Annotated in this window: 11 protein-coding genes; 1 reads left to right on the top strand and 10 read right to left on the bottom strand. The window is 75.0% G+C overall.

From position 1 onward, the window contains the following. Positions 1 to 6: 6 nt before the first annotated feature. The 10 genes from RM555_RS26140 to RM555_RS26095 form a co-directional block, all read right to left on the bottom strand. Positions 7 to 933, bottom strand: a complete 927-nt coding sequence (locus RM555_RS26140; protein ID WP_311414231.1) for a sporulation protein — start codon at positions 931 to 933, stop codon at positions 7 to 9. Positions 934 to 1,100: 167 nt separating this feature from the next. Continuing rightward, positions 1,101 to 2,165 (bottom strand): hemolysin family protein, encoded by a 1,065-nt coding sequence (locus RM555_RS26135; protein ID WP_311414230.1) that lies wholly within the window; start codon positions 2,163 to 2,165, stop codon positions 1,101 to 1,103. Further along, entirely contained in the window at positions 2,162 to 3,511 is a 1,350-nt protein-coding gene (locus tag RM555_RS26130) for a hemolysin family protein (protein ID WP_311414229.1), read from the bottom strand. The genes RM555_RS26135 and RM555_RS26130 overlap by 4 nt, the downstream gene beginning before the upstream one ends. Positions 3,512 to 3,750: 239 nt before the next feature. Next, on the bottom strand, positions 3,751 to 4,116 hold the full coding sequence (mnhG, locus tag RM555_RS26125) for a monovalent cation/H(+) antiporter subunit G (RefSeq protein WP_311414228.1): 366 nt from the start codon (positions 4,114 to 4,116) through the stop codon (positions 3,751 to 3,753). After that, the gene (locus RM555_RS26120; protein WP_311414227.1) at positions 4,116 to 4,385 is read right to left on the bottom strand and encodes a monovalent cation/H+ antiporter complex subunit F; all 270 of its coding nucleotides are present in this window, start codon (positions 4,383 to 4,385) and stop codon (positions 4,116 to 4,118) included. Before RM555_RS26120 ends, mnhG begins: the two co-directional genes overlap by 1 nt. Beyond that, positions 4,382 to 4,963 carry a Na+/H+ antiporter subunit E gene (locus tag RM555_RS26115; protein ID WP_311414226.1) on the bottom strand — a complete coding sequence of 194 codons (582 nt, stop codon included), beginning with the start codon at positions 4,961 to 4,963 and terminating at the stop codon, positions 4,382 to 4,384. Before RM555_RS26115 ends, RM555_RS26120 begins: the two co-directional genes overlap by 4 nt. Then, positions 4,960 to 6,465: a Na+/H+ antiporter subunit D gene (locus RM555_RS26110; RefSeq protein WP_311414225.1), complete on the bottom strand. Its 1,506-nt coding sequence runs from the start codon at positions 6,463 to 6,465 to the stop codon at positions 4,960 to 4,962. Before RM555_RS26110 ends, RM555_RS26115 begins: the two co-directional genes overlap by 4 nt. 25 nt (positions 6,466 to 6,490) lie before the next feature. After that, positions 6,491 to 6,964: a Na(+)/H(+) antiporter subunit C gene (locus RM555_RS26105; protein ID WP_311414224.1), complete on the bottom strand. Its 474-nt coding sequence runs from the start codon at positions 6,962 to 6,964 to the stop codon at positions 6,491 to 6,493. Next, a complete protein-coding gene (locus RM555_RS26100) occupies positions 6,961 to 9,795 on the bottom strand; it encodes a Na+/H+ antiporter subunit A (protein ID WP_311414223.1) in 2,835 nt (944 codons plus the stop codon). The genes RM555_RS26105 and RM555_RS26100 overlap by 4 nt, the downstream gene beginning before the upstream one ends. Before the next feature lie 255 nt (positions 9,796 to 10,050). Then, positions 10,051 to 10,437, bottom strand: a complete 387-nt coding sequence (locus RM555_RS26095; RefSeq protein WP_311414222.1) for a hypothetical protein — start codon at positions 10,435 to 10,437, stop codon at positions 10,051 to 10,053. Between the two features lie 173 nt (positions 10,438 to 10,610). On the opposite strand from RM555_RS26095, the gene RM555_RS26090 reads away from it, so the two are divergent. Further along, a complete protein-coding gene (locus RM555_RS26090) occupies positions 10,611 to 15,206 on the top strand; it encodes an ATP-dependent helicase (RefSeq protein WP_396888846.1) in 4,596 nt (1,531 codons plus the stop codon). Positions 15,207 to 15,209 lie beyond the last annotated feature (3 nt).

The following is a 15,209-nucleotide window of genomic DNA, read 5'->3' as shown; positions in this document are numbered from 1 at the left end:
GGCGGGTCAGGTGCCGTCGCCGCCGCCGGAGCCCCCGACGCCGGCTCCGCCGGCCGTGCCGCCCAGTCCGAAGCCGGGGTGGATCGGCTCGTCCGGCGGGCGGCTGACGTGCGCCGACCCGGAGAGGGTCGCGGACCAGTCGGCGTGCGCGGCGGCCGCGGCGTGCCGGTTGATCGCCGTACGCAGCCAGGCGTCCACGGTCGCGATCCAGTCCCGTTGGTCGGCGCCGACGTGCCAGACCCGGAACCGGCTGATGCTCTGGTGGGTGATCCCGGCCAGGGCCAGCCGCCGGTCCAGCCAGAGGATCACCTCCAGGCCGGCCGGCTCGGCGATGAAGATCAGCTCCAGCTCGGTGATCGGCCCGGCGTAGAGCGGCGCCACCCAGTAGCCCAGCCGCTGGTGCAGCGGCAGGGTCTGCGCCACCCCCGGCAGCCGCCCGTCGACCAGGCCGGCCTGGCGCATGCTGAAGCCGAGCGTGTCGAGGGCCGCCAGGACGTGCGCCTGGGTGGGCAGCGGATGTACGAAGACCGGCACCATCGCGCCCTGGCCGAGGCGGGGCTCGACCGCCACCTCCGTACGCAGCCCCATCCGCAGGCTGAGCAGGGGCACCCCGCCGAACACGGTCACCGGGGTCTCCCACGGCAGCGGGAACTCGAACGGGATCGACCGGCCCCGCCCGGCCGGCAGCACGAAGGCGTCGGCCACCGTCGCCTGGTGGAACTGCACCAGGCGACGGGGCGCCTCCGGGTCGTCCGGCTCGGCCGTGGTGACCAGGCCGAGCCGGACGTGCAGGACGGGTACGTCGGTGGAGCCGGCGACGACGGTGACCCGCCCCGGCAGCCGCAGCCCGGGACGGGTGCTCGCGTTGGCCAGGGCGGTCCGCACCGACAGGCCGGTCCAGCCGGACTCGGGCGACACCCCCGTCAACCGCACGGCACTCCCCCGTCCACGACTGGGCCGGTCCGGCCACCCACGGCCGCCGACCCCGCGCGTGGGGTCGCCCCTGTCGTCGCGGACCCGGCGGGTGGGGCCACCCCCATCGTCGCGGACCCGGCGGGTGGCCGCCCCGACTTCGACGAAGAGCGGCCACCTATCCGGTTTCACCTCATGCGTCGACCGCGCGGCACCGGGTCGGTCTCGTCGTCGAACTCGCCGATGACCTCCTCCAGCAGGTCCTCCAGCGCGACGAACCCGACCGGCCGGGTCGGCCCGCCACCGTTGCGCACCAGCGCGAGCTGGGACTGCCGGGCGCGCATCTCCGCCACGGCGTCGGTCACCGACGCCGAGGCCGGCAGGGTGAGGGCGTTGGTCATCAGGTCGCCGGCGGTGACCGCGCGCCCCGTGGTGGTGGCCCGCACCGCCTCCCGGACGTGGACCAGGCCGCAGACGTCGCCGTTGGCGTCCAGCACGGCCAGCCGCGACCGGCCGCTGTCCCGGCTGACCTGCTCGATCCGGTCGGCGCCCTCGTCCCGGCGCACCGTCACCATCTGGTCGAACGGCTCCATCACCTGGGCCACCGTGGTGCCCTGCAACTCCAGCATGCTGGTCAGCATCTGGTGCTGCTCCGCGCCCAGCAGCCCGTGCTCGCGCGACTGCTCCAGCAGCATGCGCAGCTCGTCCGGGCCGTGTACCTGGGCGAGCTGGTCCTGCGGGTTGACCTTGACCAGCCGCAGCATCGCGTTGGCCAGGGCGTTCATCACCGACAGCAACGGGCGGGCGACCCGCGCGAAGGCGCGGAACGGCAGCGCCAGCAGCACCGCCGAGCGCTCCGGGTCGGTGATCGCCCAGGACTTCGGCGCCATCTCCCCGACCACCAGGTGCAGGAAGGTGACGAGACTCAGCGCGAAGATCAGCGCGATCACGTGGCTCGCGGTGTCCGGCAGCCCGACCGCGTGCAGCAGCGGGCTCAGCAGGTGCTCGATCGCCGGCTCGGCGAGCGCGCCGAGCCCCAGGGTGCAGAGCGTGATGCCGAGCTGCGCGCCGGCGAGCATCAGGGACAGCTCGCGTACGCCGTCGAGCGCGGCCCGGGCGGCCCGGCCGCCTCCGGCGGCCGCGTGCTCCAGCCGGTAGCGCTTGCTGGCCACCAGGGCGAACTCGGCGGCCACGAAGAAGCCGTTCAACGCCAGCAGGATCACCGACGTGAAGAGTGCGATGCCGGGGCTCATGCGGACACCTCCCCGGGCTCGGCGATCCGCAGTCGGACCGAGTCGGCCACGTGCCGGTCGACGGCCAGCACCTCGACCAGGGCGCGCGGCTCCTCCGCGCCGTCCTCGCCGTCGGCCGGCAGGCTAATCTCCAGCCGGTCACCGACCTCGGGGACCCGCCCCAGCTCCCGCATGACCAGGCCGGAGAGCGTGTCGTACTCCGGTGCCTCGGGCAGCGAGATGCCGGTGCTGTCGGCCACCTCGTCGATGCGCCAGCGGGCCGGCACCACCCAGGAGCCGTCCTCCTGGCGGGCCGGGGCACGCTCCGGCGGGTCGTCCTCGTCCCGGATCGGGCCGACGAGTTCCTCGGCGATGTCCTCCAGCGTGATCACGCCGGCGAAGCCGCCGTACTCGTCGACCACGCAGGCGAGCTGCCGGTGGCCGGAGCGCAGCCGGTCCAGCACCGTCGGCAGCGGCAGGGTCTCCGGCACCAGGAGCGGGGGGCCGGCGACCGCGCTGACCGGGGTGCTCGCGCGCCTCTCCGGGGGTACGCCGAGCACGTCGGCGATGCCGACCACGCCGACGAGGTCGTCGACGCCCTCGGTGCCGCGTACGGGGAAGCGGGACTTGCCCGTGTCGAGCAGCTCGACCACCCGGCTGAGCGGCTCGTGCGCGCGTACGGTGTGCACGTCGACGCGGGGCACCATGACCTCGCCCGCGGTCAGCCCCCGGAAGTCGAGCCCCCGGTCGAGCAGCGTGGACATCTCGTCGGTGAGGTGCCCCTCCTGGCGGGACTCGGCGATGATCTGTTCCAGGTCCTGCGGGGTGGCGCCGCTGGGCAGCTCCTCGATCGGCTCGATGCCGACGCGTCGCAGCAGCCGGACCGCGGCCCGGTCGAAGAGCTTGATCAGCGGGCCGGCGATCTTGAGGTAGATCAGGGTGGAACTGCTCAGGGCCTTCGCGAGGGGCTCGGGCCGGGCGATGGCGAGGTTCTTCGGGGCCAGCTCGCCGAGGACCATCTGCACCACGGTCGCGAGGACCAGGGCCAGGGCCACGGAGAGCGGCAGCGTGACGGCAGTGGAGACGCCCGCGCCCCCGAGCAGCTCGGCGAGCCCGGCACCGAGGAACGGCTCGGCGACGTAACCGACCAGCAGGGCGGTGACGGTGATGCCGAGCTGCGCGCCGGAGAGCATGAACGACAGCCGCCCGGTCACCTCCAGCGCGCGGGCGGCGGCCTTGTCGCCGTCGTCGGCCAGCTGCTTGAGCCGGCCACGGTCCACGGCGACGTAGCCGAACTCCTGGGCCACGAAGTAACCCGTGGCGACGGTGAGAACGGTGATGAGAAGAAGACCAACGACGATCAACACGGGTCGCTCAGGGCTCCCGGGGTCGTCGGGGTCGGGATACGCCGGGCACGACCCGGCTGGCTACTGCTGCCCTCCTGGGCAGAAGAGTCGATCATGCGGCCCATTTTATCGGGATCGGCTGGATATCCGCTGAAGGTGTGCCGAAGGCCCCCCGTCGTCCGCGGCACGGAGCCGGCGGGGGGGCCTGCCCGGCATCAGCTCTGGGTGCTCCTCGGATGCGATCGGCCGCAGGCCGCGGGTCAGGACGGATCGCCTCCGCCACCCGTACGGCCATCGGCGGACGCGAGCTCGTCGGCGTCGAGCAGGCCCGGCTCGACCCGGCCGGCCCGGTACGCGGCCCGGCCGATCATCTGGGCCGCCACGGGGGCGGTGGCCAGTTGGAAGATCCCGACCAGCGCCACCATGCCCAGGTCGGCCGGGGTACGCAGGCGCAGTGCCACGCCGAGCAGCAGGAGCAGCACCCCGAGCACCTGCGGCTTGGTCGCGGCGTGCATCCGGTCCAGCGTGCCCGGGAAGCGCAGCACCCCGATCCCGGCGGCGAGGCTCAGCAGGGCGCCGGCCACCAGGCAGCCGCCGCCCAGCCAGTCGGCCAGCGTGCCCCACATCAGGCCTCCCCGTCCTCGCGCACGGCGAAGCGGACCAGCGACACCGACCCGACGAAGCCGAGCATGGACAGCGCCACCAGCACGGGCAGGGTGGTGGCGTGGCGGTTCACCGCGGCCTCCGCCCCGACCGCGCCCACCATGGTGGCGAGCAGCATGTCGGCCGCGACCACCCGGTCGATCAGCGACGGCCCCCGGTAGAGCCGGATCAGGGCCAGCAGCGCGGTCACCGAGAACAGGATGGTGAGGGTGGCGGCGAGGAACGTGATCACGGTTCGGGTCCCCTCTCGACGGGATCGGCGCTGACCCGGCGCACCTCGGCGTCGGAGCCGACCGCGCGGACGAGCCGCCGCTCGACGGCGAGGATCCGCTGCCGGCTGCCGCGCAGGTCCTGCGGGCCGTGGGTGTCGAACACGTGCACGTAGAGGACTCCGACGTCCCGGTCCACCTCGACGATCAGCGTGCCCGGCACCAGCGAGATCGCCTCGGCGGTGAGCGCCAGGTTCAGGTCGGTACGCACCCGCAGGCGGACCGCGATGATCGCCCCCCGGGGCCGGTAGCCGGGCTGCACCGCGACCCGGGCGACGTGCGCGCTGGCGCTGACCAGTTCGCCGACGAAGCGCACCGCGAAGACGACCAGCGGCCCGGGGCGCAGCCGACCGCCGAAGCTCACCGGCGGCAGCGGGAAGAACACCAGCACGGCGCCGGCCACCAGTGTCCCGCCCGCGAGGTTGCCCCAGGAGAAGTCCCCCCAGAGCAGGCTCCAGACCAGCACCAGCCAGCCGAAGGCGATCAGTCGGTCGCGCCGCCGCCCCCGCCCGCGCGGCGGCGCCCCGGAGGCCGGGGTCACGGGACACCGACCGGCAGCACGGAACGGATGTACGGGGTGCGCTCGCGCAGGTCGACCGCCGCGTCGGCGGTGACGTCGAACAGCGGCCCGGCGACGACGGTCAGCGCCAGCCCCAGCCCGACCAGCGCGATCGTCGCGCCGACCATCAGCGCGGGCAGGTGGACGACCGGCTCGGTGGTGGCCAGCCGGGGGGCGCGCCAGAAGGCGATGTTCCACACCCGCGAGGCCACGTAGAGGGTGAGCAGGCTCGTCACCGTCCCCGCCGCGACCAGCACGCCGGGCAGCGGCTCGCCGGCCGCGACGCCGGCCTGGAGCAGGCCGAGCTTGCCGAGGAACCCGGAGAAGGGCGGAATCCCGGCGAGGTTCATGGCGGGGACGAAGAAGAGGACGCCGAGCAGCGGGGCCGTGCGGGCCAGCCCGCTGATGCGACGCAGGTCGGTGCTGCCGGCCCGCTCCTCGACGAGGCCGGCGACCAGGAACAGCGTGGTCTGGATGGTGATGTGGTGCACCACGTAGAAGATCGCGCCGGAAAGCCCGGCGACGGTGCTCAGCCCCACTCCGAAGATCATGTAGCCGATGTGGCTGACCAGGGTGAAGGAGAAGAGCCGCTTCAAGTCGGACTGGGCGACCGCGCCGAGGATGCCGACCACCATGGTCAGCCCGGCCACCACCATCAGCAGCCCGGAGACGTGGCCGCCGGGAAAGAGCAGCGTCTCGGTGCGGATGATCGCGTACACGCCGACCTTGGTGAGCAGGCCGGCGAAGACCGCCGTGACGGGGGCCGGCGCCGTCGGGTAGCTGTCCGGCAACCAGGCCGAGAGCGGGAAGACCGCCGCCTTGACCCCGAAGGCGAGCAGCAGCATCAGCTCAAGGGTCAGCCGTACGCCGTCGGGCAGCGCGTCCAGCCGGTGCGCCAACTGGGCCATGTTCAGCGTGCCGGTGGCCGCGTACACCAGCCCCACCGAGGCGAGGAAGATCATCGAGGACAGGATGCTGACCACCACGTACGTCGAGCCGGTGCGGATCCGGGTCTCGGTGCCCCCGAGGGTGATCAGCACGAAGCTCGCGGCGAGGAGGATCTCGAAGCCGACGAAGAGGTTGAACAGGTCGCCGGCGAGGAACGCGTTGGTCACGCCGGCGGTCAGCACCAGGTAGGTCGGGTGGTAGATGGTGACCGGCACGGTCTCGCCGAAGTCGCCCTGCCCCTGGCCGACGGAGTAGAGCAGCACGCACAGGGTCACCGCCGAGGAGACCACCAGCATCAGCGCGGCGAGCTGGTCCGCGACCAGCACGATGCCCACCGGCGCCGGCCACCCGCCGACCTGGACCACCACCGGCCCGTGCCGGTACGCCTGCACCAGCAGCACCGCCGCCACCACCAGCGTGACCGTCAGGCAGGTCACGCTGACGACGCGTTGCAGCCCGGGCCACCGGGCCAGCAACAGGGTCAGCGCCGCGCCCAGCAGCGGCACCACCACGGGCAGCGGCACGAGCCGGCTCATCGGGCGCCCCGTCCCGCGTACCCGGTCATCCGGGGCCGTCCCCGCGCCGGCGCGGCGGCTCCGGGTCGACCTGCTCGGGGTCGGCGTCCGGGCCCTCGCCCCCGAGGTCGGCGGTGGCCAGCTCGTTGCGCTCGGCCGCCTGCCGGACCTGCCGGTCCTCGATGTCGTCGGGGACCTCGTCGTCGCCGGTGAGGTACCAGCTGCGGTAGCTGACCGCCAGCAGGAACGCGGTCAGCCCGAAGGTGATCACGATCGCGGTGAGGATCATGGCCTGCGGCAACGCGTCGCTCAGCGTGCCGGCGGGCGCCGTGCCGACCACCGGGGCGGCCCCCGCGCGCCCGCCCAGCAGGATCAGCACGTTGACCCCGTTGCCGAGCAGGATGACGCCGAGCAGGATCCGGCTCAGGCTGCGTTCCAGCAGCAGGGTGACCCCGCAGCCGCACAGCACCCCGGCGGCCACGACCAGCACCAGGGTCGGTCCCTCGACGCCGCTCCTCACGCCCGCTCCCCCCGCCGGTCGACCCGCAGCCCGCCCCCGGACTCGCCGGCCGCCTCGATGTGCCGGTCCACCTCGGCGCCGAGGCTGCGCAGGATGTCCAGCACCAGCCCGACCACGACCAGGTAGACGCCGACGTCGAAGAAGAGGGACGTGATCAGGTAGAAGTCACCGATCACGGGCAGCCACAGGTCGATCCGGGCGCTCTCGAGCACCGACCCGCCGGCAAGCAGCGAGACGGCCCCGGTGCCGATCGAGACGAAGAGGCCGGCGCCGAGCACCGTGCCGGCGCCGACCGGGGCCGCCTCGGCCAGCTCGTAGCGCCCGCCGGCCAGGTAACGCACGGCCAGCGCCAGGCTCGCGACCAGGCCGCCCGCGAAGCCGCCACCCGGCGCGTTGTGGCCGGAGAAGAGCAGGAACAGGGAGAAGACCACCACCGTGTGGAAGATCAGCCGCGTCACCACCTCCAGCACGATCGAACGCTGCCGTTCGTGCAGGGTCGCCCCGCCGCGCAGCCAGACCCGGTGCCCTGGCCGCTGCACCCGCTTCGGCGGCTCGGGGCGACGGGGGCGGGGCCCGGTGCGGGAGCGCTGGAAGATCAGGCTCGCCACGCCGGTCGCCGCCACCACCAGCACCGACAGCTCGCCCATCGTGTCCCAGGCCCGGATGTCGACCAGGGTCACGTTGACCACGTTGCGGCCGTACCCCTGGGTGACCGCCAGGTCCGGGAACGCGTCGGAGATGGTGGGCGCCTGGCGGGCCCCCGCGGCGGTCAGGGCCAGCCCACCGACCACGACGCCGACGACCACGCCGATCGCGCGGCGCACCCACCGCCGGCGTCTCGGGCGGGCCGAGAACCGCTCCGGCAGCCGGCGCAGCACCAGCACGAACACCGCGATGGTGGCCGTCTCGACGAGGAACTGGGTCAGCGCCAGGTCCGGCGCGCCGTAGACCACGAAGAGCATCGCCGTGCCGTAGCCCGTCATGCCCACCAGCAGCATCGCCGTCAGCCGCCGCCGGGCGCCCACCGCGAGCACCGCTGCGACGGTCACCACCGTCACGACCAGGACCTGCAACGGGCTGTCCCAGAGGGCGATCCGGTCCCGCCACGGTCGGGTGGCCAGCATCGCCCCGCCGGGCACCACCGCGAGCACCAGCAGGATGACGCCGAGGTACTGCGGCAGCGAGCCGCGCTGGGTGGCGCCGGTGACCTCGATGGCCAGCCGGTCGAAGCGGCGGGTGGTCCACTCGTACCCCTGGTTGCCGCTGACCGGGACGTGCAGCCGGGCCAGCACCGGGGCGAGCGGGCCGCGCAGCGCGAACAGCGCCGCGCCGCCGGCCACGGCCAGCGCGGAGAGGCCGAGCGCGGGGCTGAGGCCGTGCCAGAGCGCCAGGTCCTCGCCGACGACGCCGAACGACTCGGCGTACGGGCGGAGCAGGCCGTCGAGGATCCCGGCGGCCGGGCCGGCGGCCAGCCCGACGGCGGCCAGCAGGGCCGGCGGGGCGAGCATCGACGCGGGGATCCGCCCGAGCACGGCCGGTTCCACGCCCGGCCGGGTGGCGAACGCGCCCCAGACGAAGCGGGCGCTGTAGGCGACGGTGAGCGCGGTGCCCACCACCAGCACGGCGACGACGGCGGGCCGGTCGGTGAAGGCGGCCAGCACGGCCTCCTTGGCGACGAAGCCGACCAGCGGCGGCAGCCCGGCCATCGAGGCGGCGGCGAGCACCGTCACGGTGACGAGCAGCGGCGCCCGGCGACCCAGTCCGGACAGCTCCCGCAGGTCGCGGGTGCCGGTGCCGTGGTCGATGATGCCGACGACGAGGAAGAGCGGCGCCTTGAACAGGGCGTGCGCCAGCAGCATCGCCACCCCGGCCAGCGCGGTGTCCGGGGTGCCGGCCCCGACGGCCACCGCGATCAGGCCGAGCTGGCTGACCGTGCCGTACGCCAGCAGCAGCTTCAGGTCGGTCTGCCGCAGCGCCGCCCAGCCCCCGCTCAGCATGGTGGCCAGGCCGGCGACCACGACCACCGGCCGCCACGGGCCGGCGCTCGCCAGCACCGGGGCGAGCAGCGCGATCAGGTAGACGCCGGCCTTCACCATCGCGGCGGCGTGCAGGTACGCGCTCACCGGCGTCGGCGCCGCCATCGCCACCGGCAGCCACGAGCTGAACGGCAGCAGCGCCGACTTGGACAGTGCCCCGGCCAGGATCAGCACGACCGCCACGACGAGGTACCCCCCGTCCGGCAGCGGGGCGGCGGCGATCTCCGACCAGCGGTAGGTGCCGGCGTGTCCGCCGAGCATGATGAACCCCACCAGCATCGCCAGCCCGCCGAACGTGGTCACGGTCAGCGCCTGCGCCGCCGCCCACCGGCTGGCGCGTCGCTCGGTGCTGTGCCCGATCAGCAGGTACGAGAAGATCGTGGTGAGTTCCCAGCAGACGTAGAGCAGCAGCAGGTCCTCGGCGAGGACCAGGCCGAGCATCGCCCCCGCGAAGGCCACCAGCACGGCCGCGAACCGGGCCACGCCGGCGGACTCCCGACCGAAGTAGTGGGCGCTGTAGACCAGGACCAGCGCGCCGACGCCACCGACGAGCAGGGTCATCAGCCAGGACAGGGTGGTCAGCCGCAGCGCCAGGTCGACGCCGAGCTGGCCGATCCACGGGTACGTCTCGACCACCGCGCCGCCGTCGTGGACGGCGGGCGTGCGGGCCAGCGCCCAGCCGAACGCCGCCGCCGGCACCAGCGCCAGCGGGTAGCAGGCGCGGGGACCCCACCACCGGACGAGCAGCGGCGCGACGAGGGCCGCCACGAAGTGGAGGATCAGCAGTACGAGCACCCGCGCTCCCGGTCGAGGTGGCTGCGGCGCGCGCCGGAGGTGGGATCGCACCTAGGTGCGATCACACGCCAGATCGTCGCCCGGCGGGCGGTTTTGCGCGAATTCGTCCCGTTGTCGCCTGCGTCCGGGTAACCGACCGAAACGGTCGGCCGACCGTCAGCCGAGGGGCGGCACGGCAGGGGCGGCCGGGCGGAGGCGGGGAGCCGGCCGGGGCGCAGGCGGGAGGGCGGCCGGGCGCAGGCGGAGGGGCGGCCGTCAGCCGACGGCGACGTCGGCGGTGGGGGCGACGGGCTCCCGGGCGGGGCGCTCGCGACGGGGCTCCACCAGCAGGTCGGGGCGGCCGAGCTGGACCACGACCTTGTTGACCACCCGTTGGGCGGCGGCGAGGGAGCGCACCGGCAGCAACCGGCCCCGACCCTCCCGGCGCAGCACGAAGTAGTGCACCGCGGCGCGGACCTGCCCCCGGTCGGCCGCGCTGGCCTGCGCGGTGGAGACGACCAGCTCCCGCAGCGCGGCGGCGAGCCGCTCGGCCAGCTCCAGCTCCGGGCCGGACAGCCCGGCGCGGACGGCGGCGAGGTGACTGTCGACCTTGCGGATGAGCACGTCGGTGCCGGGCTCGAAGCTCCGCTGCTCGACGGTCAATCCGATCTCCTCCACCCCGGGCCGACGCTCCGGGTGAAGTTACTTTATGTTGTGGTACACAAGCAAGCAGTTAAGTAAGACTTAACGGATTGAACGCGCAACCATCGCGTATGAGCCGGAGCGGGGCAATGGCCCCTCAGCCCGGAACCTCGATGTCACACCGCCGGGGCAGGATGGAGGGCGTGACGGATGCGATGGCGGGTTTCGGCGCGGCCACCCGGGAGTGGTTCGGCGCCGCCTTCGCCGCGCCCACCGCCGCCCAGACCGGCGCCTGGGGCTCCGTCTCCGCCGGGCGCAGCGCGCTGGTGGTGGCCCCCACCGGCTCGGGCAAGACGCTGGCCGCGTTCCTCTGGTCGCTCGACCGGCTCGCCCGCGAGCCCGCCCCGGCCGACCCCCGGCAGCGGTGCCGGGTGCTCTACGTCAGCCCGCTCAAGGCGCTCGCGGTCGACGTCGAGCGCAACCTGCGCACCCCTCTCACGGGCATCCGCCAGGCCGCCACCCGGCTCGGCGTCGCCCCGCCGGAGATCACCGTGGGGATGCGCACCGGCGACACCCCCGCCGACGAGCGGCGGGCCTTCGCCCGCACCCCGCCGGACATCCTCATCACCACACCCGAGTCGCTGTTCCTGCTGCTCACCTCCGCCGCCCGCGACTCCCTGCGCGGCGTCGAGACGGTGATCCTCGACGAGGTGCACGCGGTCGCCGGCACCAAACGCGGCGCCCACCTCGCGCTCTCCCTGGAACGCCTCGACGAGCTGCTGCCGGCCCCGGCACAGCGGATCGGCCTCTCCGCCACCGTCCGGCCCGTCGACGCGTGCGCCCGTTTCCTCGGCGGCGCCCGCCCCGTCGACGTGGTCGCGCCGCCCACCGCCAAGACGATCGAGGTCAGCGTCCAGGTGCCGGTGGAGGACATGACGCGCCTCGACGAGCAGGAGCCGCCGGAGGACGACCTCGGCGGCCCCGGCGCGCGCCGCGCGTCCATCTGGCCGGCGGTGGAGGAACGCGTCTTCTCCCTGGTCAGGGCACACCGCTCGACCATCGTCTTCACCAATTCCCGGCGTTCCGCCGAGCGCCTCTGCGCCCGGCTCAACGAGCTGGCCGGCGAGGAACAGGCCGGCGGGCCCACGCCGTCGCCGCGCGGCGCACAGGAGTGGGGCGGCCCGGAAGGGCCGGTGCGCGTCGGCCGCACGCCGGCGGAGCTGATGGCGCAGGCCGGCGCGGCGGCCGGCGCACCGGCGGTGATCGCCCGCGCCCACCACGGCAGCGTCTCCAGGGAGGAGCGCAAGCACATCGAGGAGGCGCTCAAGTCCGGCCAGCTGCCCGCCGTGGTGGCCACCTCCAGCCTGGAGCTGGGCATCGACATGGGCGCCGTCGACCTGGTGGTGCAGATCGAGGCGCCGCCCAGCGTGGCCGCCGGCCTGCAACGGGTGGGGCGGGCCGGGCACCAGGTCGGCGCGGTCTCCCGCGGGGTGGTCTTCCCCAAGCACCGGGGCGACCTGCTCTCGTGCACGGTGGTGGCCGAGCGGATGGCCGAGGGCGCGATCGAGGAGCTGCACCACCCGCGCAACCCGCTCGACGTGCTGGCCCAGCAGATCGTCGCCATGGTGGCGCTGGAGCCGTGGCGCGTCGGTGACCTGGCCGTGCTCGTACGCCGGGCGGCGCCCTTCGCCGAGCTGCCCGACTCGGCGCTGCACGCCGTGCTCGACATGCTCTCCGGCCGCTACCCGTCCACCGCGTTCGCCGAGCTGCGGCCCCGGCTGGTCTGGGACCGCGCCACCGACACGCTCACCGGCCGGCCCGGCGCGCAGCGGCTCGCGGTGACCAGCGGCGGCACGATCCCCGACCGGGGCCTCTTCGGCGTCTTCCTGGCGGGGGCCGAGCGGGCCGCCCGGGTCGGCGAGCTGGACGAGGAGATGGTCTACGAGTCCCGCGTCGGCGACGTCTTCCTGCTCGGCTCGTCCTCCTGGCGGATCGAGGAGATCACCCCCGACCGGGTGCTGGTCTCCCCGGCCCCCGGGCAGGCAGCGAAGATGCCGTTCTGGAAGGGCGACCAGCTCGGCCGCCCCGTCGAGCTGGGCCGGGCCATCGGCGCCCGGGTGCGTTCGCTGCTGCGGCAGAGCGACGAGACGGCGGTCGCCGCGCTGCGGGCCGGCGGCCTCGACGACTGGGCCGCGGGCAACCTGATGGCCTACCTGCGCGAGCAGCGCGCCGCCACCCGGTCCCTGCCCGACGACCGTACCGTCGTGGTCGAGCGGTTCCGCGACGAGCTGGGCGACTGGCGGCTGGCCGTGCACAGCGTGCTCGGCGCCCGGGTCAACGGGCCGTGGGCGCTGGCCATCGGCCGCCGGCTCGCCGAGCGCTACGGCGTGGACGCCCAGGTGATGCCGTCCGACGACGGCATCGTGGTCCGCCTGCCGGACACGGCGGACGAGCCGCCCGGCGCCGACGTGGTGGTCTTCGAGCCCGAGGAGATCGCCCAGCTCGTCGAGGAGTCGGTCGGCACGTCCGCGCTCTTCGCGTCCCGGTTCCGCGAGTGCGCCGCCCGGTCGCTGCTGCTGCCCCGCCGCGACCCGCGCCGCCGCCAGCCGCTGTGGCAGCAGCGGCAACGCGCCGCCCAGCTGCTCGACGTCGCCCGCGAGTACGCCGACTTCCCGGTCACCCTGGAGGCCGCAAGGGAGTGCCTCCAGGACGTCTTCGACCAGCCCGCGCTGGCCGAGTTGATGCGCGACCTGGCCGCCCGCAAGGTGCGCCTGGTCGAGGTGGAGACCGCGCAGCCGTCGCCGTTCGCCCGGTCGCTGCTCTTCGGCTACGTCGGCGCCTTCCTCTACGAGGGCGACGCGCCGCTGGCCGAGCGCCGGGCCGCCGCGCTGGCGCTGGACTCGACCCTGCTCGGCGAGCTGCTCGGCCGGGTCGACCTGCGGGAGCTGCTGGATCCGGCGGTGCTGGCCGAGACCGAGCGGCAGCTGCGCTGGCTGACCGAGCAGCGCGGCCCGCGCGACGCGGAGGACGTGGTCGAGCTGCTCCGCGTGGTCGGCGACCTGTCGGAGGCGGAGCTGGCCGAGCGGGGTGCCTCCCCCGCATGGCTGACCGAGCTGGCGGCGGCCCGCCGGGTGCTGCGGGTGCGCGTCGCCGGCGAGGAGCGCTGGGTCGGCATCGAGGACGCCGCGCGGCTGCGCGACGCCCTCGGCGTGGCCCTGCCCGTCGGGGTGGCCGAGGCGTACCTCGCCCCGGTGGCCGATCCGCTCGGCGACCTGGTCGCCCGCTACGCGCGTACGCACGGGCCGTTCGCCGCCGCCACCTGCGCGGCCCGCTTCGGGCTCGGCGTCTTCGTGGTCGAGCAGACGCTGCGCCGGCTCGCCGCCACCGGCCGGGTGGTCGCCGGCGAGTTCACCCCCGACACGGCCGGCAGCCAGTGGTGCGACGCGGAGGTGCTGCGGCTGCTGCGCCGCCGGTCCCTGGCCGCGCTGCGCCGGGAGATCGAGCCGGTGCCGCCCCGCGCGCTGGCCGCGTTCCTGCCCCGCTGGCAGCAGGTCGGCTCGTCCGCGCGGGGGGTGGAGGCGCTGGCCGCCGCCGTGGAACAGTTGCAGGGCGCGGCGGTGCCGGCGTCGGCGCTGGAACGGCTGGTGCTGCCCGGCCGGGTCGCCGACTACTCCCCCGCCCAGCTCGACGAGCTCTGCGCCAGCGGCGAGGTGCTCTGGGCCGGCTCCGGGGCCATCTCCGGCGGGGACGGCTGGGTCACCCTGGCCTACGCGGACGTCGCGCCGCTGCTGCTCGCCCCGCCCGACGAGGCCCTCACCCGCACCCCGCTGCACGACGCGGTCCTGGACGCCCTCGACGACGGGCAGGCGCTGTTCTTCCGGTCGCTGTCCGACCGGGTCGGCTCGACCGACGACGCCGCGCTGAGCGCCGTCGTCTGGGACCTGGTGTGGGCCGGTCACCTCACCAACGACACCCTGGCGCCGCTGCGCGCGGCGCTCGGCGGCGGCGGGGCGCACCGGTCCCGTGCCACCGCGCCGCGCACCCGTTACCGGCGCCCCGGGCGGGTGGCCCTGCCGACGCGCGGCGGCCCGCCGACCGTGGCCGGCCGCTGGTCGCGGCTGCCGGAGCGCGACACCGACCCGACCCGGCGCGCCGCGGCCCTGGCCGACGTGCTGCTCGAACGGCACGGCGTGGTGACCCGGGGCGCGGTCATGGCCGAGCAGGTGGCCGGTGGTTTCGCCGCGGTCTACCCGGTGCTCTCCGCGCTGGAGGAGCGCGGCGCCGCCCGTCGCGGCTACTTCGTCGAGGGGTTGGGCGCGGCGCAGTTCGCGGTGCCGGGGGCGGTGGACCGGATCCGGGCGCTGGCCGAGCCCACCGACGGCGGGCGGGGGCGGGGCGGGCCCGCCCTGGTGCTCGCCGCGACGGATCCGGCCAACCCGTACGGTGCGGCGCTGTCCTGGCCGGAGCGGGTGGTCGACTCGGGCGACGGGGCGGCCCCGGCGACCGGGCACCGGGCGGGGCGCAAGGCCGGCGCCGTGGTGGTGCTGGTCGCCGGTGACCTGGTGCTCTACGTCGAACGCGGCGGGCGGACGATCCTCTCCTTCACCGACGACACCGACCTGCTGACGGCGGCCGGGAAGGCGCTCGCCGACGCGGTCCACTCCGGCGCGTTGGGCGCGATGTCGGTGGAGCGGGCCGACGGCGAGGCGGTGCGCTCCTCGCCGCTGCGCGACGCCCTCACCGCCGCCGGCTTCCGGGCCACCCCGCGCGGCCTGCGCCTGCGCGGCTGACCC

It is taken from the genome of Micromonospora reichwaldensis (genome assembly GCF_031845925.1).
GTDB lineage: Bacteria > Actinomycetota > Actinomycetes > Mycobacteriales > Micromonosporaceae > Micromonospora > Micromonospora reichwaldensis.
Note: the sequence above shows the minus strand (reverse complement) of the source record. Positions and strands in the feature narration are given on the sequence as shown.